Annotated in this window: 14 protein-coding genes; 10 read left to right on the top strand and 4 right to left on the bottom strand. The window is 72.1% G+C overall.

What is annotated here, in order from left to right; all coding sequences use genetic code 11:
- Window positions 1–175 precede the first annotated feature (175 nt).
- From ACZ43N_RS40070 to moeZ, 5 genes are all read left to right on the top strand, one after another.
- On the top strand, window positions 176–1,966 hold the full coding sequence (locus ACZ43N_RS40070) for a DUF3492 domain-containing protein (protein WP_468104434.1): 1,791 nt from the start codon (window positions 176–178) through the stop codon (window positions 1,964–1,966).
- Window positions 1,963–3,324: a hypothetical protein gene (locus ACZ43N_RS40075; RefSeq protein ID WP_468104435.1), complete on the top strand. Its 1,362-nt coding sequence runs from the start codon at window positions 1,963–1,965 to the stop codon at window positions 3,322–3,324. The genes ACZ43N_RS40070 and ACZ43N_RS40075 overlap by 4 nt, the downstream gene beginning before the upstream one ends.
- Before the next feature lie 201 nt (window positions 3,325–3,525).
- Window positions 3,526–4,485: an NAD-dependent epimerase/dehydratase family protein gene (locus ACZ43N_RS40080; protein ID WP_468104437.1), complete on the top strand. Its 960-nt coding sequence runs from the start codon at window positions 3,526–3,528 to the stop codon at window positions 4,483–4,485.
- Window positions 4,473–5,222, top strand: coding sequence for a spherulation-specific family 4 protein (locus tag ACZ43N_RS40085; protein WP_468104439.1), 750 nt, complete (start codon window positions 4,473–4,475; stop codon window positions 5,220–5,222). Before ACZ43N_RS40080 ends, ACZ43N_RS40085 begins: the two co-directional genes overlap by 13 nt.
- Before the next feature lie 63 nt (window positions 5,223–5,285).
- Window positions 5,286–6,464, top strand: a complete 1,179-nt coding sequence (gene moeZ / locus ACZ43N_RS40090; protein WP_055514434.1) for an adenylyltransferase/sulfurtransferase MoeZ — start codon at window positions 5,286–5,288, stop codon at window positions 6,462–6,464.
- A gap of 86 nt (window positions 6,465–6,550) precedes the next feature.
- On the opposite strand, the gene ACZ43N_RS40095 is transcribed toward moeZ, so the two are convergent.
- From ACZ43N_RS40095 to ACZ43N_RS40105, 3 genes are all read right to left on the bottom strand, one after another.
- The gene (locus ACZ43N_RS40095) at window positions 6,551–8,053 is read right to left on the bottom strand and encodes an alpha/beta hydrolase (protein WP_468104441.1); all 1,503 of its coding nucleotides are present in this window, start codon (window positions 8,051–8,053) and stop codon (window positions 6,551–6,553) included.
- A gap of 116 nt (window positions 8,054–8,169) precedes the next feature.
- Complete coding sequence (locus tag ACZ43N_RS40100; RefSeq protein ID WP_468104443.1) at window positions 8,170–9,720, bottom strand: alpha/beta hydrolase; 1,551 nt, start codon at window positions 9,718–9,720, stop codon at window positions 8,170–8,172.
- 119 nt (window positions 9,721–9,839) lie between these two features.
- Window positions 9,840–12,656, bottom strand: coding sequence for a lysylphosphatidylglycerol synthase transmembrane domain-containing protein (locus tag ACZ43N_RS40105; protein WP_468104445.1), 2,817 nt, complete (start codon window positions 12,654–12,656; stop codon window positions 9,840–9,842).
- 185 nt (window positions 12,657–12,841) lie between these two features.
- Between ACZ43N_RS40105 and ACZ43N_RS40110 the strand changes: the two genes are divergently transcribed.
- The 5 genes from ACZ43N_RS40110 (at window position 12,842) to nudC (ending at window position 23,060) form a co-directional block, all read left to right on the top strand.
- The gene (locus ACZ43N_RS40110; RefSeq protein WP_468104447.1) at window positions 12,842–13,207 is read left to right on the top strand and encodes an MGMT family protein; all 366 of its coding nucleotides are present in this window, start codon (window positions 12,842–12,844) and stop codon (window positions 13,205–13,207) included.
- A 251-nt stretch (window positions 13,208–13,458) separates the two neighbouring features.
- Window positions 13,459–16,986, top strand: a complete 3,528-nt coding sequence (locus ACZ43N_RS40115; protein ID WP_468104449.1) for an ATP-dependent helicase — start codon at window positions 13,459–13,461, stop codon at window positions 16,984–16,986.
- Between the two features lie 99 nt (window positions 16,987–17,085).
- Entirely contained in the window at window positions 17,086–20,601 is a 3,516-nt protein-coding gene (locus ACZ43N_RS40120) for a UvrD-helicase domain-containing protein (RefSeq protein WP_468104451.1), read from the top strand.
- A 10-nt stretch (window positions 20,602–20,611) separates the two neighbouring features.
- Window positions 20,612–22,015 (top strand): dipeptidase, encoded by a 1,404-nt coding sequence (locus ACZ43N_RS40125; RefSeq protein ID WP_468104453.1) that lies wholly within the window; start codon window positions 20,612–20,614, stop codon window positions 22,013–22,015.
- A 97-nt stretch (window positions 22,016–22,112) separates the two neighbouring features.
- Entirely contained in the window at window positions 22,113–23,060 is a 948-nt protein-coding gene (gene nudC, locus ACZ43N_RS40130; protein ID WP_468104454.1) for an NAD(+) diphosphatase, read from the top strand.
- A gap of 28 nt (window positions 23,061–23,088) precedes the next feature.
- Here the strand turns inward: nudC and ACZ43N_RS40135 are convergent, their stop codons facing one another.
- Entirely contained in the window at window positions 23,089–23,331 is a 243-nt protein-coding gene (locus tag ACZ43N_RS40135) for a mycoredoxin (RefSeq protein ID WP_055519018.1), read from the bottom strand.
- Window positions 23,332–23,398 lie beyond the last annotated feature (67 nt).

A 23,398-nucleotide genomic window follows, 5' to 3' on the forward strand; every position in this document is an offset into this window, starting at 1 on the left:
CCCCCCCCCCCCCCCCCCCCCCCCCCCCCCCCCCCCCCCCCCCCCCCCCCCCCCCCCCCCCCCCCCCCCCCCCCCCCCCCCCCCCCCCCCCCACCGCCTTGTCCGCATACGTTCGTCCCGCTGCGAGCCGCCGGGTGAACGGCGGCTCCCCAAACGGGAGATCGGGGGTGCACACGTGCGCATCGGACTGCTTACGGAGGGTGGCTATCCGTATGTGAGCGGTGACGCCAGGCTCTGGTGCGACCGACTCGTGCGTGGGCTGGAGCGACACGAGTTCGACGTCTACGCGCTCAGTCGTGACGAGCGCCAGGAGGACGAGGGCTGGGTCCCGCTGCCGCCACAGGTCAGGCGCGTCCGGACAGCGCCGTTGTGGACGGTCGAGGACGACGGTGTGGTCCACGGCCGACGGGCGCGACGGCGCTTCGCGGAGGCATACGGCGAACTGACGTCGGTGATCTGCTCCCCAGTGGCGCCCGAGATGCGGGAAGCCTCCGGCAGTGGCGCCGGCGTTGAGGCGGACCGTTTCGGCAACGCCCTGTACGTGCTTGCCGAGCTGGCCCGCGAAGAGGGCGGGCTGGTGGGCGCCATGCGTTCGGAGGCCGCTGTCCACACACTGGAACGCGCCTGTCGTGCGCCCGGCGCACTCGGCGCGGCGCGCGAGGCCCGTGTACCGGATCTGCTGACCGTCGCCGCGCACCTCGAACGCGCGCTGCGCCCCCTCTCGCTCGACTGGTACGAGGACGACGGGCTCGGCTCTGTCGACCTGTGCCACGCAGCGGCCGGCGGCTCGGCCGCACTGCCCGGTCTGCTGGCCGGTCACTTCCACGGGGTGCCGCTCCTGGTCACCGAGTACGGGGTGCCCCTGCGCGCCCACTACCTCGGGGCCTCCGGCAACGCGCCGGTGCGCGCCCTTCTCGCGGCCTTTCACCGGCATCTCACCGCCGAGGTCTACCGGCGGGCCACCTGCCTCACCCCCGGCAACGCACACGCCCGGCGCTGGCAGGAGCGCTGCGGTGCCGATCGCGCGAAGATCCGCACGGTCTATCCCGGCATGGAGGCGTCCCGCTTCGCCGAGGTGGGGGAGTCGCCGGAGAGCGCGGATCCACACACCCTGGTGTGGGTCGGCCGTATCGAGCCGGCCAAGGACCTGATCTCCCTGCTGCACGCCTTCGCCGAGATCCGAAGAGCGGAACCGAAGACCCGGCTCAGAATCGTCGGAGCGGCCGCGGGCGCCGAGGGGGCCGCGTACCTCGGTCACTGCATGGCGCTGGCCGCCCAGCTCTTCCCCGGCGAGGCCGACGGCGTCCATTCCGTCGGTGACCATCCCGTCTCCTTCGAGGAGATCGGAGACCCCGCCGTCCCCGACCTGGCGGAGGCGTACGCGTCCGGCGCCGTCGTCGTCCTGTCGAGTGTCGTCGAGGGGTTCCCCATCAGTCTCGTCGAGGCCATGTTCTGCGGACGGCCCACCGTGTCCACGGATGCCGGGGCGGTCGTCGAGGTCATCGGCGGTACGGGACTCGTCGTCCCGCCGCGCAATCCGAAGGCGCTGGCGGAAGCGTGCGTGGCGCTCCTGCGTGAACCCGAGCGCCGTGCGCGCCTCGGCGCGGCAGCCCGTGCCCGCGCCCTCGAACTCTTCACGGTCGAGCAGAACGTCGAAGCATTTCGCGGCATCTACCTGGACGTCGTCTCCCACGCCCCGGTACGGAAGGTCGTCCTCGACGAAACCGGCGAACCACTGCCCTTCGGCGCCCCGGCCGAGGCGCACGTCCCCGGCCGCTGGACCGAGACCCGGCCGGTGACGGGCGGCCTCGGCGTGGCGGGCGTCGCGGGGGTCGCAGGGTTCGCGGGCCTCGGCGGAGTCGTCGCCGGTCGCCCCCGCTGGGCGGTCGACGACCCCGTCCGCGTCACGGGAACGCCTCCGGCAGCCACCGGCGAGCCGGTGCCCGCGGGGGAGGGAGCGCGATGAGCGAGCTGCGGTTGGACGGTCTTGAGACATGGGACGGGCCGGACGAGTCCGTCGCGTCGAGTCCCCCGGAGCCGGGGGCTTCCTCGCAGGCCGAGGCGGCACCGGGGGTACGGCCCTCATCGCCGTCGACAGCTCCGCCGGACCCACCGGCCGTCCTCGACGCGGCCGGTCCCGAGGACCTGGCCGAAGCCGAGGCCGTGCCAGGCCTGCCGGCACCGCCTCGCAACGCCGACGACGGCCTCACCCCACCACAGGACGAAGACCACACCAGCCCCGAACCCGCGGCCACCCCGCGAAGCGGGGCCGTCGACCCCGTGAAAGCCCTGATCGACCGCCACCGGGAGCTGTGCGAACGGGCCGTGGACCCGCTGGAGATCGCCGCCGGGCTGGAGGCCCACGGGGTCACCGACCGCACGGCCGCCCGGTTCCGGCACCGCGACGTGTTCTCGCTCGCCGAGGAGATGTACGCGCGCGTACCCCGCGACGCGGAGACAGCCCCGCAACGCGAACCGATGCCCGCCGCGACCGGCCACGGGGGCGGTTGGGCGGTGTTCGCCCTCCTCCCGGGCGCCCTGTGCGCGGCGGCCGTGGCCGGCGTACGACTCACCCACGGCCAACCCCGCCTCGCGGTCGCCGCCGTCGGCGCCCTCGCGGTCGCACTCGGTCTGCGCGCCGCCCTCCGACGCGGCCCGCTCCGCGTCCCGGCCGGCTCGACCGAACGCGGCGGCACATGGGCCTGCTGGCTGATCGCGTACGCCCTCCTCGGCGACGGTCTGCTCGCCGCCGGACTCGCGGGAGGCCCCGACGGTCCCTGGCCCCTGGCCACCGCACCCGTCCTGGCCCTCGCCCTGGGCTGCGCTCCCGCACTGTGGTGCGCCCACCTCCTCTCCGTGCGTGCCCGCCGCAAGCTCGGCGTGAGCCGCGGCCTCGCCGACTTCGCCGACTCCATGAAGCCTCTGCTCCTCGGAGTGTTCGCCCTGTACCTGTGCGCCCTGGTCGCCCTGCTCGCCCTGTGCGGCGCGCTCCTGGACGAGCCGGCCGTCCCCAGGGGGGCAGTCGCCCTGGGTGCGCTGCTTCTGCTGGCCCGTCTCCTCACCGCGCACGGCTTCCCGCACGCCCCGGCCGTCGCCCTGTGCACAGCGGCGCTGACCGAGGTGTGCGCCTTGGCCACGGTCTTCGCGAGCCGCCTGCCCGGCTGCTCCCTCCTCGCCGTCCCCGTCCGGAAGGTCACCGACGCCTGGGGACCGGGCGCGGTCCCCGCCCTGGTCTGCGGCATCGCCGCGCTCCTCCTCCTCGTCCACGCCACACGCACCTTCACCCGGGCCTCGGCCCACGCCCGCCCCCCGGGGGCGACCTGACACGCCCCGGCCGGTCCACGGCGCGGTGGCCACAGGCCACCTCCCGGAGCCGAGCCCCACCGGTGCGCGGGATCCGTCGCGCGCACCACCTCCCGCGGGGCCGACACCGCGGGCCCACCTCATCACCCACGGCACCACCCCCTAAGGAGAACGCCAGATGATCACCTCCCGAACCGGAGAGTCCGCCCCGGGAGCCGCCCGATGAGGGTCCTGCTGATCGGAGCCAACGGATACCTCGGCCGTTTCGTCGCCGAGCGCCTCCTCGCCGACCCGGCCGTCCAGCTCACCGCGCTCGGGCGCGGCGACGACGCCGACGTACGGTTCGACCTCGCCACCGGCAGCCCCGGCGCGCTCACCCGCTTCCTGGACGCGGTCCACCCCGGCGTCGTCATCAACTGCGCCGGGGCCACCCGCGGCGGCGCCCGCGAACTCACCCGGCACAACACCGTCGCCGTCGCCACCGTCTGCGAGGCCCTGCGCCGCAGCGGCTGCGGGGCCCGCCTGGTGCAGATCGGCTGCGGCGCCGAGTACGGCCCCAGCCAGCCCGGCTCCTCCACCGCCGAGGACGCCGTGCCCCGCCCCGGCGGCCCGTACGGCGTGAGCAAGCTCGCCGCCACCGAACTCGTCCTCGGCTCCGGCCTGGACGCCGTCGTCCTCCGGGTCTTCTCACCCGCCGGGCCCGGCACCCCTGCCGGCTCGCCGCTCGGCCGCCTCGCCGAGGCCATGCGGCGCGCCATGCAGTCCGGCGACGGCGAACTCAAACTCGGCGGCCTCGGCGTCCAGCGCGACTTCGTCGACGTACGGGACGTCGCCCGCGCCGTCCACGCCGCCTCGCTCTCCGCCGCCCAGGGTGTCATCAACATCGGGTCCGGCCGGGCCGTGCGCCTGCGCGACGCCGCCGCCGTCCTCGCCCGTGTCGCCGGCTACGGCGGCGCCCTGCACGAACTCGACACCCCGCCCGGTCCCCTCCGGCCGACCATCGGCCACCCCCGGCCCGAACCGGACCACACCCCCCAGGTGGCCTACCCCTACCCGGACGGCTGCGGCAGCTGGCAGCAGGCCGACGTCCGCACCGCCCGCGACCGGCTCGGCTGGCGGCCCCGTATCAACCTGGAGGAGTCCCTCGCCGACATCTGGATGGAGGCGGCGTGCCGTATCTGACCTCCGCCGCGTCCGGCACCGCCAGCACCGGCTTGAGCGCCGGCCTCGGCATCCCCGGCTATGCGCACCCCCTTGTCGCTCCGCTGGAATGGGGCGAACTCACCCGCCCCAGGACTCCGCTGCACTGGGTCGTCCTGAACGTCTCCGACGGACCCGGCACCCGCCCCGACCCGCTCTGCCTGGAAGCCGCGGGGCGGCTGCGCAACGCCGGCGTCCGCGTCCTCGGCCACCTCGACGTGACCTACGGCGCGCGCCCCTTCGGTGAGATCGTCGCCGACGCCCACCGCCACCTCGACTGGTATCGGGTCGACGGCTACCTCCTGGACCGCTGTCCCACCGAGCGCGGAGCACTCCCCGAGATCAGCCGCACGGTCCTCACGCTCCGCTCGCTCCTCGGCGGGGGACACATAGTCCTCGGCCACGGCACCCATCCCCATCCCGGATATGCCGAGAGCGCCGACCAGCTGGTGACCTTCTCCGGGCCCTGGAGCGACTACCGCTGGTCGCAGGTGGCCGAATGGACCGCCGACCATCCTCCCGAGCGCTTCTGCCACTTCGTCCACGGTGTGCCCCGCGTCCACCTAGACGAGGCGCTGCGCATTGCCCGCTGGCAGGGCGCCGCCACGATCTACTTCACCGACCGCACGGACAACGGCGGTCGAGCCGACCCCTGGGCGGCACTGCCCGGCTACTGGGACGAAATTGTCTCGCTTGTTGGAACGGGTGTCTCGGAATGAAAAAGGGCGTGGCAGTGTTACGGGGAGAACAACTGTAGTGATTGACCGATCAACGGAGTCCCCGTGTCGCTGCCACCCCTGGTCGAGCCCGCTTCCGAGCTCACCGTAGATGAGGTCCGCAGGTACTCCCGCCACCTGATCATCCCCGACGTCGGGATGGACGGGCAGAAGCGGCTGAAGAACGCCAAGGTGCTCTGTGTGGGCGCCGGCGGCCTGGGTTCGCCGGCGCTGATGTACCTGGCCGCGGCGGGCGTCGGCACGCTCGGCATCGTGGAGTTCGACGAGGTCGACGAGTCGAACCTGCAGCGTCAGATCATCCACAGCCAGGCCGACATCGGCCGCTCCAAGGCCGAGTCCGCGCGCGACTCCGTCCTCGGCATCAACCCGTACGTGAACGTGATCCTTCACGAGGAGCGGCTCGAGGCCGACAACGTGATGGACATCTTCAGTCAGTACGACCTGATCGTCGATGGCACGGACAACTTCGCGACCCGTTACCTGGTCAACGACGCGTGCGTACTGCTGAACAAGCCGTACGTCTGGGGTTCCATCTACCGCTTCGACGGCCAGGCCTCCGTCTTCTGGTCCGAGCACGGTCCCTGCTACCGCTGCCTCTACCCGGAGCCCCCGCCGCCGGGCATGGTCCCCTCCTGCGCCGAGGGCGGCGTCCTCGGTGTGCTGTGCGCGTCCATCGGCTCCATCCAGGTCACCGAGGCCATCAAGGTCCTCACCGGCACCGGTGAGCCCCTCGTCGGCCGGCTGATGATCTACGACGCCCTCGAGATGCAGTACCGCCAGGTCAAGGTTCGCAAGGACCCGAACTGCGCGGTCTGCGGCGAGAACCCCACCGTCACCGAGCTCATCGACTACGAGGCCTTCTGCGGCGTCGTATCGGAGGAGGCCCAGGAGGCGGCCGCGGGCTCGACGATCACTCCCAAGCAGCTCAAGGAGTGGATCGACGACGGCGAGAACATCGACATCATCGATGTCCGCGAGATCAACGAGTACGAGATCGTCTCGATCCCCGGTGCCCGGCTGATCCCGAAGAACGAGTTCCTCATGGGCTCCGCACTGGAGAGCCTCCCGCAGGACAAGAAGATCGTCCTGCACTGCAAGACGGGTGTCCGCAGTGCGGAAGTCCTCGCGGTCCTCAAGTCGGCCGGCTTCTCCGACGCCGTCCACGTGGGTGGCGGCGTGATCGGCTGGGTGAACCAGATCGAGCCGGACAAGCCGGTCTACTAGTTCCGTCCCCGCCGCCGGCGGGCGGACGCCTTCGACGGAGGGGCTCGGCACCACACGTGCCGGGCCTCTTTCCGTCAGGGCCGCGACTACGCGCAGACCTTCCCGTCCTTCGGCACGGTCCCGGCCAGCAGATACGCGTTCACCGTCGAGTCGACACAGCTGCTGCCGCTGCCGTACGCCCCATGGCCCTCGCCCTTCCAGGTGAGCACCACTCCGACGTCCTCGCCCAGCTCCCGCGCCATCTTCAGGGCGCCCTCGTACGGCGTCGCCGGGTCCCCGGTGTTGCCCACCACCAGAACGGGATCGGCCCCCGGCGCGCTCACTTCCGGTGAGTCCGTCAGGCCGGGCACCGGCCAGTCGTGGCACCAGCCCGCGGTGTCCCAGCCCAGGAACTCCCCGAACACGGGCGAGATCTCCCGGAACTCGGGAAGCAGCGTCTCTGTCTCCTGCGGGGTCGGCCGCTGCTTGTCGTCCAAGCACGATATGACGCGTTGCGAGTGGGTCGTCGTGCCGTAGTGGCCCGAGGGGTCGCGCTCGTTGTAACCGTCGGCCAGGGCCAGTAGTTCCGTGCCGTCGCCGTCCTCGGCAGCGTCGAGCGCGCTCGTCAGGCCGGGCCAGCTCTGCTCGCTGTAGAGCGGCAGGATGATGCCGGTGATCGCCAGGGTCTGGGTGAGCTTCCGCCCTGAAGCCGTCGGCAGGGGCTCTGCGTCCATCCGTTCCAGCAGGTCCGCGATCTTCCGTGTGCCCTTCTTCGGGTCCTGGCCCGTCGACCTGAGGTAGTTGTCGAGCGCGCGCTGGAAGCCCAGTGTCTGGTTCTTCGCGTGGCCCACCGTGTCGGCGGTGGGGTCGATGACCGCGTCGAGCACCAGGCGGCCGACGTGCTCCGGGAACAGGTGGGCGTAGACGCCGCCGAGTTCGGTGCCGTAGGAGATACCGAAGTAGTGCATCTTCCGGTCGCCGACCGCCCGGCGGATGAGGTCCATGTCGCGGGCGGTGTCGGTGGTCGAGACGCGGGACAGGAGCTCGCCCGCGGCCCGCTCGCAGCCGTCGCCGAAGTCGGCCGCGTCCTTGAAGAAGGCCGTCTCCTCGGCGGCGTCGTCCGGGGTGGCGTCCACCGACTCGGCCGCCTCGATCTCCTTGTCGCTGCGGCAGCGCACGCCCTCGCTCCCGGCGACACCGCGCGGATCCCAGCTCACCAGGTCGTACCGCTTGTGCAGTTCGCTCGTGAGGCCGGCGTACGAAGGCATCATGGAGACGCCCGAGCTGCCCGGTCCGCCGAAGTTGAACAGGAGCGAGCCGAGCCGTTCGCTCTTGTCGGCGGTCGCCTCGCTGCGGATCAGTGCGAGCCCGATCGTCTCGCCGTCCGGCTTCGACCAGTCCAGCGGGACCTTCAGCGTCGCGCACCGCCAGTCGTCACCCGGCGGCGGCCCGTCCGGCGTCGCCTCGCAGCGCTCCCAGTCGAGCTTCTGCGCGGGGAGCGCGGAAGGGGGCGAGGCGCTTTCGTCCTTGCCTGCGTCCGAGCCTGCGCTGCAGCCGGCGACCAGCAGCACCCCCGCCGCCAGAGCCGCTCCCCGTAGTCGTCGAGTCATGGGCAAATCCCCCCTTACGACACCACCAGCCGGATGTCGTGAATGGCAGTCATGCCATGGTATGCGGACTTCCGTGCAAGCGTCGGTGCCTGTGGATAACGCCCTGACCTGCGGCTTCAGGTGCAGACCGAGCCGGTTCTCGGGATCTTGCCCGTGAGCAGATAGCCGTCCACGGCCGATTTCACGCAAGCGTTCCCGCTGCCGTACGCACCGTGCCCCTGCCCCCTGTACGTCAGCTCGACACCGACTCCCGGCCCGAGCGCCTCCACCATTCTCCGCGCGCCCTCGTACGGCGTGGCGGGATCACCCGTGTTGCCGATCACGAGGATCGGCGCCGAGCCCGGCGCGCTCACGTCGGGATGGTCGGCCGCGCCGGCGACGGCCCAGTCGGTGCAGGTGGGCAGGGACCAGGCGAGCCAGTTGCCGAAGACGGGAGAGGCGGCCCGGAACTCGCCCTGCTTCGCCTCCACGTCCTTGGTGGTGTACCGCGGTTTGTCGTCGGCGCAGTTGATGGAGATGTTCGCCGCGGTCAGGTTGCTGTACTCGCCGTTCTCGCTGCGCCCGTTCATCGAGTCGGCCAGCAGCATCAACGGTCGCCCGTCCCCGTTGTACGCCTGTTCGAGTCCTTCGGTCAGGTAGGGCCAGAAGTCCTGGGAGTACAGGGCCTGCGCGATACCGGTGGTCGCTGCGGACTCCGTCAGGTCACGGGGGAAGACGCCGGGGATCGGTTCGCGGTCGAGGTCTTCGAGGAGTGCCAGGACGCGAGTCTGGACGTCCTGCGCGGAGTCACCGACCGGGCACTCCTCGGCCTTCGACACACAGTCCTTCGCGAAGTTGCCGAGGGCGCGCTGGAAGCCCTCGGCCTGGCCGAGCGTGTTCTGTTCGGGTGTCCGGGTCGGGTCGACGACCGCGTCGAACACGGCCCGGCCCACCTTCTTGGGGAACAGATGGGCGTAGACCCCGCCGAGTTCGGTGCCGTACGAGACGCCGAAGTAGTGCAGCTTGTCGTCGCCGAGGACCTGGCGCATCAGGTCCAGGTCGCGCGCGGCGTCCGTGGTGCGCACATGCGGGAGGGTCTTGCCGGAGTTGTCCTTACAAGCCGCGTTGAACGTCTTCGTGCTGTCCAGGAGTTCTTTCCGCTCCGACGCGTCGTCCGGCGTCTGGTCCTGCTGGAAGTACTCGTCGAGTTCCTCGTCGTCCTCGCACTCGACGCCCGCGCTGCGACCCACTCCGCGCGGGTCGAAGCTGACCAGGTCGTAGCGCGTGCGCAGGTCGGCGAAGTCGTCGGCGAAGGCGGGTAGGGACTTGACGCCCGAGCCCCCGGGACCGCCGAAGTTGAAGACGAGCGAGCCGATCCGCCGGTCCCGGCCGCCGCTCGACCGCACCCGGATCAGCGCGACGTCGATCGTGTCGCCCTTGGGATCGTCCCAGTCGAGGGGGGCCTTGATGGTCGCGCACTGCCAGGGGTCGCCGTCCGGCAGCGGTGAGGGGGCGGGGCCGCCGCCCTCGGAGGCCGAGGGTGCCGGGCAGTCCTTCCAGTCCGGTTTCTGCGTCGTCAGATCCTCGTCCCTGCCCTCGGGCTCGTCGCCGCAGCCCGCCGCCGACCAGGACAGCAGGACGGCGATGGCGGTCAGGGCGACGGCACGCTGCCGGAACGACGTGGGCATGCCCTCATCCTGAAGCCGCCCCGAGCGGCACGCTCGGGGCGCGGGCCGTGCGGGTGAGACGGGAGGGTTCGCCTTCACGCGCGCGTGAAGGCGAACCCTCCGTTCTTACGGGACAGCTCTCAGAGCGCACCCTTGCGCGTCAGCTGGTTGAAGGCCAGCCACCCCGGCAGCACGGGCAGCCACAGCGTCAGCAGCCGGAACAGCAGGACGGCGGGCGCCGCGACCTCCTTGGGGAGACCGACGGCGATGAGGCCGACGGTCAGGGTGGCCTCCACCGCTCCCACACCGCCGGGAGTCGGTGCAGCGGAGCCCAGCGCGTTGCCCGCGAGGAAGACGACCGCGACGCTGGCGATGCTGATCGAGGCGTTCTCGTCGCCGAAGGCGCGGATCGAGGCGTCCAGGCACATCACGAAGCAGCCGGTCAGGAGCAGCATGCCGCCGATTCCGGTGATCAGCTTCTGCGGCCGCTGCAGCACGTCGAGCATGCGCGGCACGACACCGGCGAAGAGCGACCGCACACGCGTCACGACGAACTTCCGCAGGAACGGGATCGAGGTCACCACCAGGACGAGCACCGCGACCGTCAACAGGCCCGCGATGACCGTGCGGGACGGCGACAGGGACGGAGTCTTCTCGGTGCCGGTGAGATAGCCGAAGGCGAGCAGCATGAGGATGTGACAGCCCAGCCCGAACAGCTGTGACGCGCCCACGCTGGCCACCGCGAGCCCAGGCCGCACCCCCGACCGCTGCAGGAACCGGGTGTTGAGGGCCACACCGCCCACCGCCGCCGGCGCGACGATCTTCACGAACGACCCGGCGACCTGCGCCGCCACCGTCCGGAGGAAAGGCACCCGCTCCGGCACGAAGCCCAGCAGGCTCATCGCCGCCGCCACATAGCTCAGCGCCGAGAAGAACACCGCCGCGGCGACCCAGCCCCACTCTGCGTTCTGAATGAGCGGCCCGAACTCGATGTGGGTCAGCTGCGTCAACAGGAAGTACGCGCCGATGGCGCCCGCGATGAAACTGATCAGCGTGCGCGGCCGGACCCGTTCCAGCCTGGCCGGCTCGACGGGCGCCTGCGGCCTGATGAGCAGCACCTGGTGGCGGATCTGGGTGAGCAGGTCCTCCTCGCGGGCCTCCTCCAGGGCCTCGTCGATCGCCCGCTTCTCCGCCCGCTGCTCGGCTCGTACCGTCTTCTTGTCGGCCTTTCCCGGCTGGACGGCGGCCTCCTTGTGCTCCTCAGCGCGGGCCTGCTTGGCCAGCTGGGAGGCCTCCAGGACCGCCTCGCGCTCGCGCTCCGCCCGCTCCCTGGCCAGTCTGCGCAGGGTCGCGCGCGTGGAGCGGGACAGCGCGATGGGTTGCAGCATCGGCAGACAGGCGGCCACCGCGTCGGGGCCGAGGACGCTCACCGCCGACGCCACCGCCCGCTCGGCGCCCACGCGTAGCCCCAGGGTGGTCAGCAGCTGGGAGACGTCCATGCGGAGCACCAGGTCTCCGGCCGCGATCTCACCGACGCGCAGATCCGTCAGGATCACCGTGCCGGAACGATCCACCAGGATTGCGTCACCCACGAGCCTGCGGTGCGCGATGCGTCGCGACTGCAGGGCCTTCACCTGGGCCCAGGTGTCGTGCAGCAGTTCGTCGGTGACCTCGTCGTCCGACAGGGAGTCGAGAGTGCGCCCGCCGGTGTGCTCGTAGACGAGCATCACGGCGTCCGGCCCGAGCTCGGAGGTGGCGATCAGCTTGGGGGCGTTGGCGCCGGCGGCGATGGCCGCGTAGGCGAGGAGTGCCTCCTGCTCCAGTGCCTGGCGCAGGGACTGCAGGCTGCGCCGCGTGGTGATGCCTCGCAGGGTCAGCCGCCGCCAGACGCGGTAGAAGAAGCCCTGCGCCTGCTGCTCCCGGTCGACGACGGTGACGTCGAGGGGCGGACCGTCCTCCAGCGTCACGAAGTACCGGCGGCCCCGGTCGCCGCCTTCCGCGGTGTCCGAGGCCTCCTCGCGGGCGGCGCTCACCGGCTTGAAGCCGACCCGCCTGAGGCCCGCCATGAGGGTCCGGCCGGTGGGGCGCACGTTCGGCGAGCCGACGGCGTAGAGCGTCCCGTAGGCGACCGTCCACCCGATGAGCACCGTCAGGATGATCGAGAACGGTGTCGTGTAGCCGGCGACCAGCATGGAGAACGCGTCCAGCAGCAGCACGATCCACAGCACCGCGCGCCAGCGGGGTCTGCGGGACATGCCCACGGCTGTCATGTATGCGATGACCGGCGCGAGATAGCCGTGCACGGGGTCCGTGAGGGCGTGGATGTCGCCGGGGGAGGGCTGGGTGAGCGCCTCCTGGATCGAGTCCGGGGCGGTACGGGCGACCCACAGGTCCGTCGCCAGTGTCACCCCGTGTGCCAGGACCGCCGCGAGCACGCCGTCCGCGATGCGCAGCCCGTCCCTCTTGACCAGTCGCTCGATCGCGAAGGCGACCGGTACCAGCAGGATCGCGATGCTCGATCCCAGGCCCGCGAGCTTGATCATCAGGTCGGGTGCCTGGCCCGTGCCCTTGTTGATGTCCTGTTCGAGGCCGGCCGTGGTGCCGTGCGCGAACGCGGCGATCGCCAGCAGGACGATGATCCCGAGGATGCCGACCGACAGCCTCATGAGGTCCGAGGGGCGGTGCACGCGCGCGGGGAGCAGCGGTTCGTCGCCCTCGACCGCTTCGGTATGACCCTCGTCCGGGACGTCGGCATCCGGCACCGCCGGCGACGACGTGCCGCCGGGCTGCTCATCGTGCGTCACGTTCGGCGGCGATGTGTCCGGGTGCGGGGTGCTCGCCGGGTCCTTCCGGTCGGCGGTGGCGGCGCCCTTGTCGTCCCCGTCGGCGGCGTCCGGGCGCGACGAGGCGTCAGAGGTGCCCGCCGGGTCATCGGGGTGCACGCTCTGCTGCTTCATCGTCTCTTCTTGGTCTCGTATCACCAGTCACCGCCCGCACGATGGTGGCATGCCCGGTGGGCACACAGGGGCATCAGGGTGCAATGCGGGGGCGCACAGTCTGCCCGAAGACGGTCCTCGGGGCGAGGGACGCACGCGTGGGCCACCACGTCCCATTGTCGGTGGGGTGGGGCAGGATGGGCCGGATGAGCGAGGAGAGCCTTCCGGTGGACGCCCTGCCGGAGTACGCGGAGCGGGTCCTCGAGGTCGCCGAGCTGATCCCGCCCGGGCGGGTCATGACGTACGGGGACGTCGCCGAGTGGCTGGGGGAGGGCGGCCCGCGGCAGGTGGGTCGTGTGATGGCCCTCTACGGAGGTGCCGTGCCGTGGTGGCGTGTGGTCCGCGCGGACGGCCATCTGCTCCCAGGCCAGGAACTGAGGGCCTTGCGCCACTACCGCTCGGAGGGGACGCCCCTGCGCGAGGCGAGTCGCGCCGCCGAGGGTCATGTGCCGCGTATCGACATGAGACGGGCGCGATGGGACGGCGGTGAGCGCGCGGAAGATCACACCTGACGGCATGCCCCGTCCGACGCGCTCCGAGGCACCCCCGCACGGGGGAAGCGGGGCACGTCGGTGGCATGCCGTACGTTCGTGGGTCGAGGGACGCACGTGCCGCGTGAGTCGGGAGGGAACAAGAGGAAGCACTGCTTCCGCACCTTCCGTCGGCGTAGCGTCGGCTGCACGTGTCCCCCTCACCCCGCGGCCACCGCTCTCCACGAGCAGGGGCAGGGCAACCAGCACACCCACCAGGACCGGCGAACCACGTGAGCTCCTCTTCCTCCACCAGACGCCCGCCGCACGCCCAGGTGCGGCAGGGGAGCCGTGGCGCTTACCGACTGGTGCGTACCCCACCGGTCCGAACGAACCCCCCTCATCTGGACGCGGAGCAGCGCGCCGTGGTTGACCACGAGACGGGTCCTTTGCTCGTTCTCGCAGGTCCGGGCACCGGAAAGACGACCACGCTCGTCGAGTCCGTGGCGGCCCGCATCGCCCGCGGAGCCGACCCCGAGCGCGTCCTCGTCCTGACCTTCAGCCGCAAGGCTGCCGTCGAACTGCGCGACCGCATGGCGCTGCGCATGGGCGCCGCGCGCGCCCCCCGGGCCACCACGTTCCACTCGTTCTGCTACGCCCTGGTCCGCGCCCACCAGGACAGCGACCTGTTCGTCGAGCCGCTGCGGCTGCTGTCCGGTCCCGAACAGGACGTCGCCGTCCGGGAGCTGCTCGCCGGCCAGCCCGACCTGGAGCGCCTCGGCCTCGCGCATGTGCGCTGGCCGGACGAACTGCGCGCCTGCCTCACCACGCGCGGGTTCGCCGACGAGGTCCGCGCGGTCCTCGCCCGCAGCCGCGAACTGGGCCTGGCCCCTGCCGACCTGCGGGCCTTCGCCGACCGCATCGGCCGTCCCGACTGGCGCGCCGCCTCCGCCTTCCTGGCCGAGTACCTCGACGTCCTCGACCTGCAAGGGGTCCTCGACTACGCGGAACTGGTCCACCGCGCCGTGCTCCTCGCCGCCCGCCCCGCCGTCGCCGAGCACCTGGCCGGGCAGTACGACGCGGTCTACGTCGACGAGTACCAGGACACCGATCCCGCGCAGGTACGGCTGCTGAGGGCCCTCGCGGGCGGCGGCCGCACCCTGGTCGCCTTCGGCGACCCCGACCAGTCGATCTACACGTTCCGGGGCGCCGATGTGAACGGCATCCTGGAGTTCCCGGCCGCCTTCCCGTGCGCGGACGGGCGCCAGGCGCCGGTCGCCGTCCTCAGGACCTCCCGCCGCTCGGGGGCCGCTCTGCTCGCAGCCACCCGACTGCTCACCCAGCGCATGCCGCTCACCCGCCTCCCGGCGGAGAAGGTACGGGCCCACCGTGAGCTCCGACCCGTACGGGACGACGGCCGCGTCGAGGTCTACACGTACCCGACGCCGGGCACGGAACTGGACAACATCGCGGACGTCCTGCGCCGGGCCCATCTGGAGGACGGTGTCCCCTGGGGCGAGATGGCCGTCCTGGTGCGCGCGGGTGCCCGCACGATCCCCTCGATGCGGCGCGCCCTCACGGCGGCGGGCGTACCCCTGGAGATCGACGGCGACGACCTTCCCCTCCGTCACGAACCGGCCGTACAGCCCCTGCTGACGGCCCTGCGGGCGGTCGCCCGGGCGGAGCTGGGGGAAACCGGACCGACGGCAGCCAACGAGCCTGTGGACTCCGAAGAGGCCGAGGGGACCGGCAAGGGCGGCTCACCGGAAGGGCCGGAAGCGCCGGAAGGGCCGGAAGCGCCGGAAGGGCCGGAAGCGCCGGAAGGGCCGGAAGCGCCGGAAGGGCCGGAAGGGCAGGAAGGACTGGAAGGAGACGACGGGCCCGACGCCGCTGCGGCGCAGTCCCACGAGTCGTCCGGCGATCCCGAGCCGCGTCCGTGCTGGCTGGACACCGAGACCGCGCTCACCCTCCTCGCCTCCCCCCTCGCCGGTATGGACACCGCCGATCTGCGGCGCCTGGGCCGCGCCCTGCGCGAGGAGGAACGGGCCGGCGGCAACCCCGTACCGCCTCCCTCGGACGAACTACTCGCCCGTGCCCTGGCCGAACCGGAGCGGCTCGTCGCGCACGACCCGGTGTACGCACGGGGCGCGCAACGCCTCGGCGCGCTGCTGCGGAAGGCGCGGGAGCGCCTCGCCGGCGGCGGTACGGCCGAGGAGGCGCTGTGGGACCTGTGGGACGGCACGCCGTGGCCCAGGCGTCTGGAGCGGGCCGCCCGGCGCGGCGGCGCGGCCGGCCGCAACGCGGACCGGGACCTCGACGCCGTGTGCGCGCTGTTCGCCACCGCGGCACGCGCGGAGGAACGCACCGGAGGTCTCGGCGCGCTCAACTTCCTGGCGGAGATCGAGGCCGAGGACATCGCCGCCGACATTCTCACCGGAAGGGCGGTGCGCCCCGACGCCGTACGTCTGATGACCGCGCACCGTTCCAAGGGCCTCCAGTGGCGCCTGGTCGTCGTCGCAGGTGTCCAGGAGGGGCTCTGGCCGGACCTGCGCCGCCGGGGCTCGCTCCTGGAGGCGGACCGCATCGGCCGTGACGGTCTCGCCGAACCGCTCACCCCGGGAGCGCTGCTCGCCGAGGAACGGCGTCTGTTCTACGTGGCCGCCACACGTGCGTGTGAACGCCTCGTCGTCACCGCTGTGAAGGCCCCTGCCGACGACGGGGACCAGCCCTCCCGCTTCCTGGCCGAGCTCGGTGTCGAACCCAAGGACGTCACCGGCCGCCCCCGCCGCCCGCTCTCCGTGGCTGCCCTCGTGGCCGAACTGCGTGCCACGACGGTCGACCCGCGGGTCTCGGACGCGCTGCGGGAGGCCGCCGCCCGGCGACTTGCCAGGCTCGCCGCCCTGAGCGACGAGGACGGCCGTCCCCTCGTGCCCTCGGCACACCCGTACCGCTGGTGGGGCATGTTCGAGCCCACCGAGAGCAAGGTCCCGCTCAGGAACCGCGACCAGCCGGTCGTGCTGTCCGGCAGCGCCCTCGACCAGCTCGCCAACACCTGCGCCCTGCAGTGGTTCCTGGGCCGAGAGGTCAAGGCCGACGCGCCCGCGACCGCTGCCCAGGGCTTCGGCAACGTCGTGCACGTACTCGCGGACGAGGTCGCCTCCGGACGCACCCCCGCCGATCTCGACGTCCTCATGGAGCGCCTCGACTCCGTGTGGAACGCGCTCGCCTTCGACGCGCCCTGGAAGTCGGAACAGGAGAAGCAGCACGCGCGTGTGGCGCTCGAACGCTTCCTGAAGTGGCACGTCGACTCGAATGGGCTCCGCGCCGGACGCACCCCCGTGGCCAGCGAGCACGACTTCGACGTGACCCTTGAGGCGGGCGACTACCAGGTGCGCATCCGAGGCTCCATGGACCGCGTCGAGACCGACACCGAAGGCCGCGCCTACGTCGTCGACTTCAAGACCGGCAAACAGGCGCCGACCGCCGCCGAGGTCGAACGCCACCCGCAGCTCGCCGTCTACCAGCTCGCGGTCCGCGAGGGGGCCGTCGACGATCCCTTCGGCGGCGCACGGCCCGACCCGGGAGGCGCCGAACTCGTCCAGCTGCGGCAGGGCGCCGCGAAGAAGAACGGCGGCGAGACCCTTCCCAAGGTGCAGGCTCAGGGCCCCCTGGAGGGTGAGTGGGTCGGCGGGCTCCTCGCCAACGCCGCCGGCAAGGTCCTCGACGAGCGGTTCTCCCCGACCGCCGGACAACACTGCGCACACTGCGCTTTCCGGGCGTCCTGCAGTGCCCGCCCGGAGGGCCGTCACGTCGTCGAGTGACCGCGTGACCCACAGCATCACACGTGCTGACCAGCGCTTCTCCCGACCCGGAGGGTGATCCGGCATCCGCTGTCAGTGGCCGACGCTAGCCTCTCTTGGGTGTCAGCCCGTATCAGTGATCCCGAGCAGCTCAAGGAGCTCCTGGGGATCCCGTTCACCCCGGAGCAGACGGCCTGCATCATCGCGCCGCCCGCCCCGCAGGTGATCGTGGCCGGAGCCGGCTCGGGCAAGACCACGGTGATGGCCGCACGCGTGGTCTGGCTGGTCGGCACCGGACAGGTCGCCCCCGAACAGGTGCTCGGCCTGACCTTCACCAACAAGGCGGCCGGCGAACTCGCCGAGCGGGTGCGCAAGGCCCTGGTCAAGGCGGGCATCACCGACCCGGACGTGATCGACCCCGACAACCCGCCGGGCGAGCCCGTCATCTCCACGTACCACGCCTTCGCGGGCCGCCTCCTCACCGACCACGGACTGCGCATCGGCCTGGAGCCCACCTCCCGGCTCCTCGCCGACGCCACCCGCTACCAACTCGCCGCGCGGGTGCTCCGCGAGTCCCCGGGTCCGTACCCGGCGCTCACCCGCTCCTTCCCGGACCTCGTCAGCGACCTCCTCGCGCTCGACTCCGAACTCGCCGAACACCTCGTACGCCCCGAGGAACTGCGCGCGTACGACACCGAACTACTGCGCGACCTGGAGAGCGCCAAGCTCTCCAACGCGGACCTCCGCAAGGTCCCCGAGGCGGCCGCCGCCCGGCGTGAACTCGCGGAGCTGGTCGGCCGCTACCGCGCCGCCAAGCGCGAGCGGGACCTCCTCGACTTCGGCGACCAGATCGCCCTGTCCGCCGGCCTCGCCCAACTGCCCGAGGTCGGCCGCCTCCTGCGGGACGAGTTCCGGGTGGTCCTGCTCGACGAGTACCAGGACACGTCCGTCGCCCAACGCGTCCTGCTCGCGGGCCTGTTCGGCGGCGGCACCGGCCACCCCGTGACCGCTGTCGGCGACCCCTGCCAGGCCATCTACGGCTGGCGCGGCGCCTCCGTCGCCAACCTCGACGACTTCCCCGACCACTTCGCCCACCCCGACGGCCGCCAGGCCACCCGCCAGGCGCTCAGCGAGAACCGCCGCAGCGGCGGCCGCCTCCTCGACCTCGCCAACGGCCTCGCCGAGCCCCTGCGCGCCATGCACGCGGGCGTGGAGGCCCTCAGGCCCGCGCCCGGAGCCGAGCGCGACGGCATGGTTCGCTGCGCCCTGCTGCCGACCCACGCCGAGGAACTCGACTGGATCGCCGACTCGATCGCCCACCTCGTGCGCACGGGCAAGGAGCCGGGCGAGATCGCGGTCCTGTGCCGTACGGCCACCGACTTCGCCGACATCCAGGGCGCGCTCGTCGCCCGCGACATCCCGGTCGAGGTCGTCGGTCTGTCCGGGCTGCTCCACCTCCCCGAGGTGGCCGACCTCGTCGCCGTCTGCGAGGTCCTCCAGGATCCCGGCGCCAACGCCTCCCTGGTCCGCCTGCTCACCGGCCCGCGCTGGCGCATCGGCCCCCGCGACCTCGCCCTCCTGGGACGCAGGGCCAGGCTTCTCGTGTCGCACGCGCGCGTGGGCGCCGAGGACGATCCGGACCGTCGGCTCGCCGCCGCCGTCGAAGGCGTCGACCCGGCCGAGGTGATCTCGCTGGCCGACGCACTCGACACGTTCCTCGAACTGCCGCTCGAAGCCGAGGGGGAGGACGACGGGCTGCCCTTCTCACCGGATGCCCGTGTGCGGTTCGCCCGCCTCGCCGCCGAACTGCGCGACCTGCGCCGCTCACTCGCCGACCCCCTCATGGACGTCCTGCACCGGGTGCTCGCCGTCACCGGCCTCGAAGTCGAACTCTCCGCCTCGCCGCACGCGCTCGCCGCCCGTCGCCGCGAGACGCTCTCCAACTTCCTCGACATCGCCGCCTCCTTCGCCGCCAACAGCGAGGGCGAGGCCAGCCTGCTCGCCTTCCTCGGCTTCCTGCGCACGGCCGCCCAGTACGAGAAGGGCCTCGACAACGCCCTGCCGGGCGGCGAGAACACCGTCAAGGTGCTCACCGCGCACAAGTCCAAGGGGCTGGAGTGGGATGTCATAGCCGTGCCCGGCCTCGTCACCGGGACCTTCCCCAGCACCCAGGGCCGCGAGAAGTGGACCGCCCAGGGCAGGGTCCTGCCGCACGAACTGCGCGGCGACGCCGACACCCTCCCCGACGTGGAGGCCTGGGACTCCCGCGGCCTGAAGGCCTTCCAGGAGGCCATGAAGGACCACCAGCACACGGAGGAACTCCGCCTCGGCTATGTGACGTTCACCCGCCCCCGCTCCCTGCTCCTCGGCTCGGGCCACTGGTGGGGGCCCACACAGAAGCGTCCGCGCGGACCGTCCGACTTCCTGAAGGCCCTGCACGACCACTGCGCCGCCGGGTTCGGCGAGATCGAGGTCTGGGCCGACGAACCCCAGGAGGGCAGCGAGAACCCCGCCCTGCACGAGGCGTCCGCCGACCACGCCTGGCCGCTCCCGCTGGACGACACCGCCCTGGCCCGCCGCCGCGCGGCCGCCGAGACCGTACTGGCCCACCTGGAACGCGCCGCCTCCCACGAGGACACCCACCCGGGCGGCCCGGACGACCCGTACGCCTACGAGGACCCTGACTGGCCGCTCCCGCCGCAGGACGACCCGGACGACTTCCCCGAGGACCTCCCCGACGAGAACGCCACCGACTGGGACTCCTGGACGACCGACCGCCCGGCGGAGACCTCGCCCCCGGACCACGGCGCACGCACGCCATCGGTCCCGCACGCCCGCAGGCACCCCGCCGAGGACGACCTCACCCCCGAAGAGGCCCGCACCATCGCCTCCTGGGACCGGGACCTCGACGCCCTCACCGGAGAGCTCCTGCGCGCCCGCGCCAAGGTCACCGACGTACCTTTGCCGGCGTCGTTGACCGCGTCGCAGCTGGTGCGCCTCGCCGCCGACCCCGACGGCTTCGCGCAGGAACTCGCGCGCCCCATGCCGCGCCCGCCGCAGCCCGCCGCGCGCCGCGGCACCCGCTTCCACGCCTGGGTCGAGGCCCGCTTCGAAGAACTGCGGCTGCCCATGCTGGAGCCGGAGGACCTGCCCGGCAGCGAGGCCGAGATCGCCGACGAGCGGGATCTGGAGGCACTCAAGGAGGCCTTCGAACGCACCTCGTACGCGCACCGCACGCCGTACCGCGTGGAGGCGCCCTTCCAGCTCGGGATCGCCGGACGCGTCATACGCGGCCGTATCGACGCCGTCTACCGGAACACCGGCGACGACGGGACGACGACGTACGAGATCGTCGACTGGAAGACCAGCCGCGCCCGCACCGCCGATCCGCTCCAGCTCGCGCTCTACCGCCTGGCCTGGGCCGAGCAGCAGGGCGTGGACCCGGAGTCCGTGGGGGCCGCTTTCCTGTACGTACGAACGGGTGACGTCGTACGACCGGGGAACCTGCCCGGCCGGGAGGCGCTGGAACGGCTGCTCCTGGAGGAGCCGGACTCCGAGGATCCTTTCGGGCCGCGGGAGTCCCCGGAGCCGTTCGGGGACGAACCGCCGGACGAGTACGCCGGTGCGGGCCGATAGTCTCGTGAGCATGAGCGAGACCCCGGACAGCGCCGTCCGTACGTACATCGAGAACCACCGTGCCGCCTTCCTCGACGACCTCGTGGAATGGCTGCGCATCCCGTCGGTGTCGGCGCAGCCCGAGCACGCGACGGACGTACGCCGCAGCGCCGACTGGCTGGCCGCCAAGTTCCGGGAGACCGGCTTCCCCGTAGCCGAGGTCTGGGAGACACCCGGCGCTCCCGCCGTCTTCGCCGAATGGCCCTCCGAGGACCCCGACGCCCCCACCGTCCTGGTCTACGGCCACCACGACGTGCAGCCCGCCGCCCGCGAGGACGGCTGGGACAGCGAGCCGTTCGAGCCCGTGATCCGGGGCAACCGTCTCCACGCGCGCGGGGCGGCCGACGACAAGGGCCAGGTGTTCTTCCACACACTCGGCGTCCGCGCCCACCTCGCCACCACCGGCCGCGGCACCCCGGCCGTCCACCTGAAGATGCTCATCGAGGGTGAGGAGGAGTCCGGCTCACCGCACTTCCGGGCCCTCGTCGAGGAGCACGCCGAGCGGCTCGCCGCCGACGCGGTGGTCGTCTCCGACACCGGCATGTGGTCCGCGGACACCCCGACCGTGTGCACCGGCATGCGCGGCCTCGCCGAGTGCGAGATCCGGCTGTACGGCCCCGACCAGGACATCCACTCCGGCTCCTTCGGCGGCGCCGTCCCGAACCCGGCCACCGAGGTCGCCCGCCTGGTCGCCGCCCTGCACGACGAGCACGCGCGCGTGGCGATCCCCGGCTTCTACGACGGCATCGTCGAACTCACCGACCGCGAGCGCGAACTCTTCGCCGAACTGCCCTTCGACGAGGAGCGGTGGCTGCGCACGGCCAAGTCGACTGCGACCCACGGTGAGGCCGGGCACACCACCCTGGAGCGCGTCTGGGCCCGTCCGACCGCCGAGGTCAACGGCATCGGCGGCGGCTATCAGGGCGTCGGCAGCAAGACGATCATTCCGTCCTCGGCGATGGTGAAGCTGTCCTTCCGGCTGGTCGCCGGCCAGGACCCGGACCACATCGAGAAGGCCGTCACCGCCTGGGCCGCCGAGCGGATCCCCGCCGGCATCCGCCACGAGATCACCTTCAGCGGGGCCACCCGTCCATGTCTCACCCCCCTGGACCACCCCGCCCTGCAGTCCCTGGTGCGTGCCATGGGCCGCGCCTTCCAGCAGCCAGTCCGCTACACCCGTGAGGGCGGCTCCGGCCCCGCCGCCGACCTCCAGGAAGTCCTCGACGCACCCGTGCTCTTCCTGGGTATCTCCGTCCCCTCCGACGGTTGGCACGCCCCGGACGAGAAGGTCGAACTGGACCTGCTGCTGAAGGGCGTCGAGACCAGCGCGTACCTCTGGAGCGAGCTGGCCGAAAGCTCCCGCGGGGCACACTGAAGAAAGTCCCCACGCCCCAGCGCGCCCGCCCGCCGTACACCCCGCCCGAACCGCCCGCCCGAACCCGACCGTCCCACCGGGGGAGTTGGAAGCACCCGTGACGTCCTGGACCGACCACACCGCCGATCGTCCCATCGCGCTCACTGCCCCGAGCGGCATCGACCGGGCGGCCCACCACCGCCTCGACGAGGCCTGGCTCGCGGCGGCCTGGAGCCACCCCACCACCCGCTGCTTCGTGGTCTCCGGCGGTCAGGTCCTCATCGACGAGACGTCGGACGGCACCACCGAACTCGTCATGACACCGTCCTTCGAGGCGCCGCTCACCGAGGCACACCGCTACTTCCTGGGCACCGACGCCGACGGTGTGAGCTACTTCGCACTGCAGAAGGACTCGCTCCCCGGGCGCATGGACCAGTCGGCCCGCCCGGCCGGCCTGCGTGAGGCGGGCATGCTGCTGTCGCCGCGCGACACCGGCCTCATGGTGCACGCGGTGGGCCTGGAGAACTGGCAGCGCACCCACCGCTTCTGCTCCCGCTGCGGCGAGCGCACGGTCATCGCGGCGGCCGGTCACATCCGCCGCTGCCCCCCCTGCGGCGCCGAGCACTACCCGCGGACCGACCCCGCGGTGATCATGGGCGTCACGGACGACGAGGACCGCCTTCTCCTCGGCCGCCAGGTCCACTGGCCCGAGGGCCGCTTCTCGACTCTCGCGGGCTTCGTGGAGCCCGGTGAGTCCATCGAGCAGGCCGTGCGCCGGGAGGTCCACGAGGAGGTCGGCATCACCGTCGGCCAGGTCGAGTACATCGCCAGCCAGCCATGGCCCTTCCCGTCCAGCCTCATGCTCGGCTTCATGGCCCGCGCCACCTCCACCGACGTCGACGTGGACGGCGACGAGATCCACGAGGCGCGCTGGTTCTCCCGGGAAGAGCTGCGGGCCGCGTTCGAGTCCGGGGAGGTGCTGGCTCCCTACGGCATCTCGATCGCGGCCCGGCTGATCGAACTCTGGTACGGCAAGCCCCTGCCGACCAGGGGACACACCGGCTAGGGGTGTGACCCGGCAGGGGCTCGCGCGACTACGCGCCTATCTTCTGCTTGACCTGCGCCAGCGAAGGGTTGGTGAGGGTCGAACCGTCCGGGAAGAGGACGGTGGGAACGGTCTGGTTCCCGCCGTTCGCCTTCTCCACGAACGCCGCGGACTCCGGGTCCTGCTCGATGTTGATCTCGGTGTACGTGATGCCCTCGCGGTCCATCTGGCTCTTCAGCCGACGGCAGTAGCCGCACCACGTGGTGCTGTACATCGTCACAGTGCCCGCCATGTCCCTGGCGCTCCTTCACGGTATGAGGGGTGCTCGTAGCAGTGAGTGGAACGTACGCGACGGGCCC

Source organism: Streptomyces sp. NPDC030814 (assembly GCF_055572155.1).

Bases quoted from the DNA above. Each gene is read 5' to 3' on its own strand.
- ACZ43N_RS40110 (WP_468104447.1), top strand. From the start codon at position 12,842: ATGAGCGAGGAGAGCCTTCCGGTGGACGCCCTGCCGGAGTACGCGGAG.
- ACZ43N_RS40135 (WP_055519018.1), bottom strand. From the start codon at position 23,331: ATGGCGGGCACTGTGACGATGTACAGCACCACGTGGTGCGGCTACTGC.
- ACZ43N_RS40100 (WP_468104443.1), bottom strand. From the start codon at position 9,720: ATGCCCACGTCGTTCCGGCAGCGTGCCGTCGCCCTGACCGCCATCGCC.
- ACZ43N_RS40080 (WP_468104437.1), top strand. From the start codon at position 3,526: ATGAGGGTCCTGCTGATCGGAGCCAACGGATACCTCGGCCGTTTCGTC.
- ACZ43N_RS40105 (WP_468104445.1), bottom strand. From the start codon at position 12,656: ATGAAGCAGCAGAGCGTGCACCCCGATGACCCGGCGGGCACCTCTGAC.
- ACZ43N_RS40125 (WP_468104453.1), top strand. From the start codon at position 20,612: ATGAGCGAGACCCCGGACAGCGCCGTCCGTACGTACATCGAGAACCAC.
- ACZ43N_RS40095 (WP_468104441.1), bottom strand. From the start codon at position 8,053: ATGACTCGACGACTACGGGGAGCGGCTCTGGCGGCGGGGGTGCTGCTG.
- ACZ43N_RS40075 (WP_468104435.1), top strand. From the start codon at position 1,963: ATGAGCGAGCTGCGGTTGGACGGTCTTGAGACATGGGACGGGCCGGAC.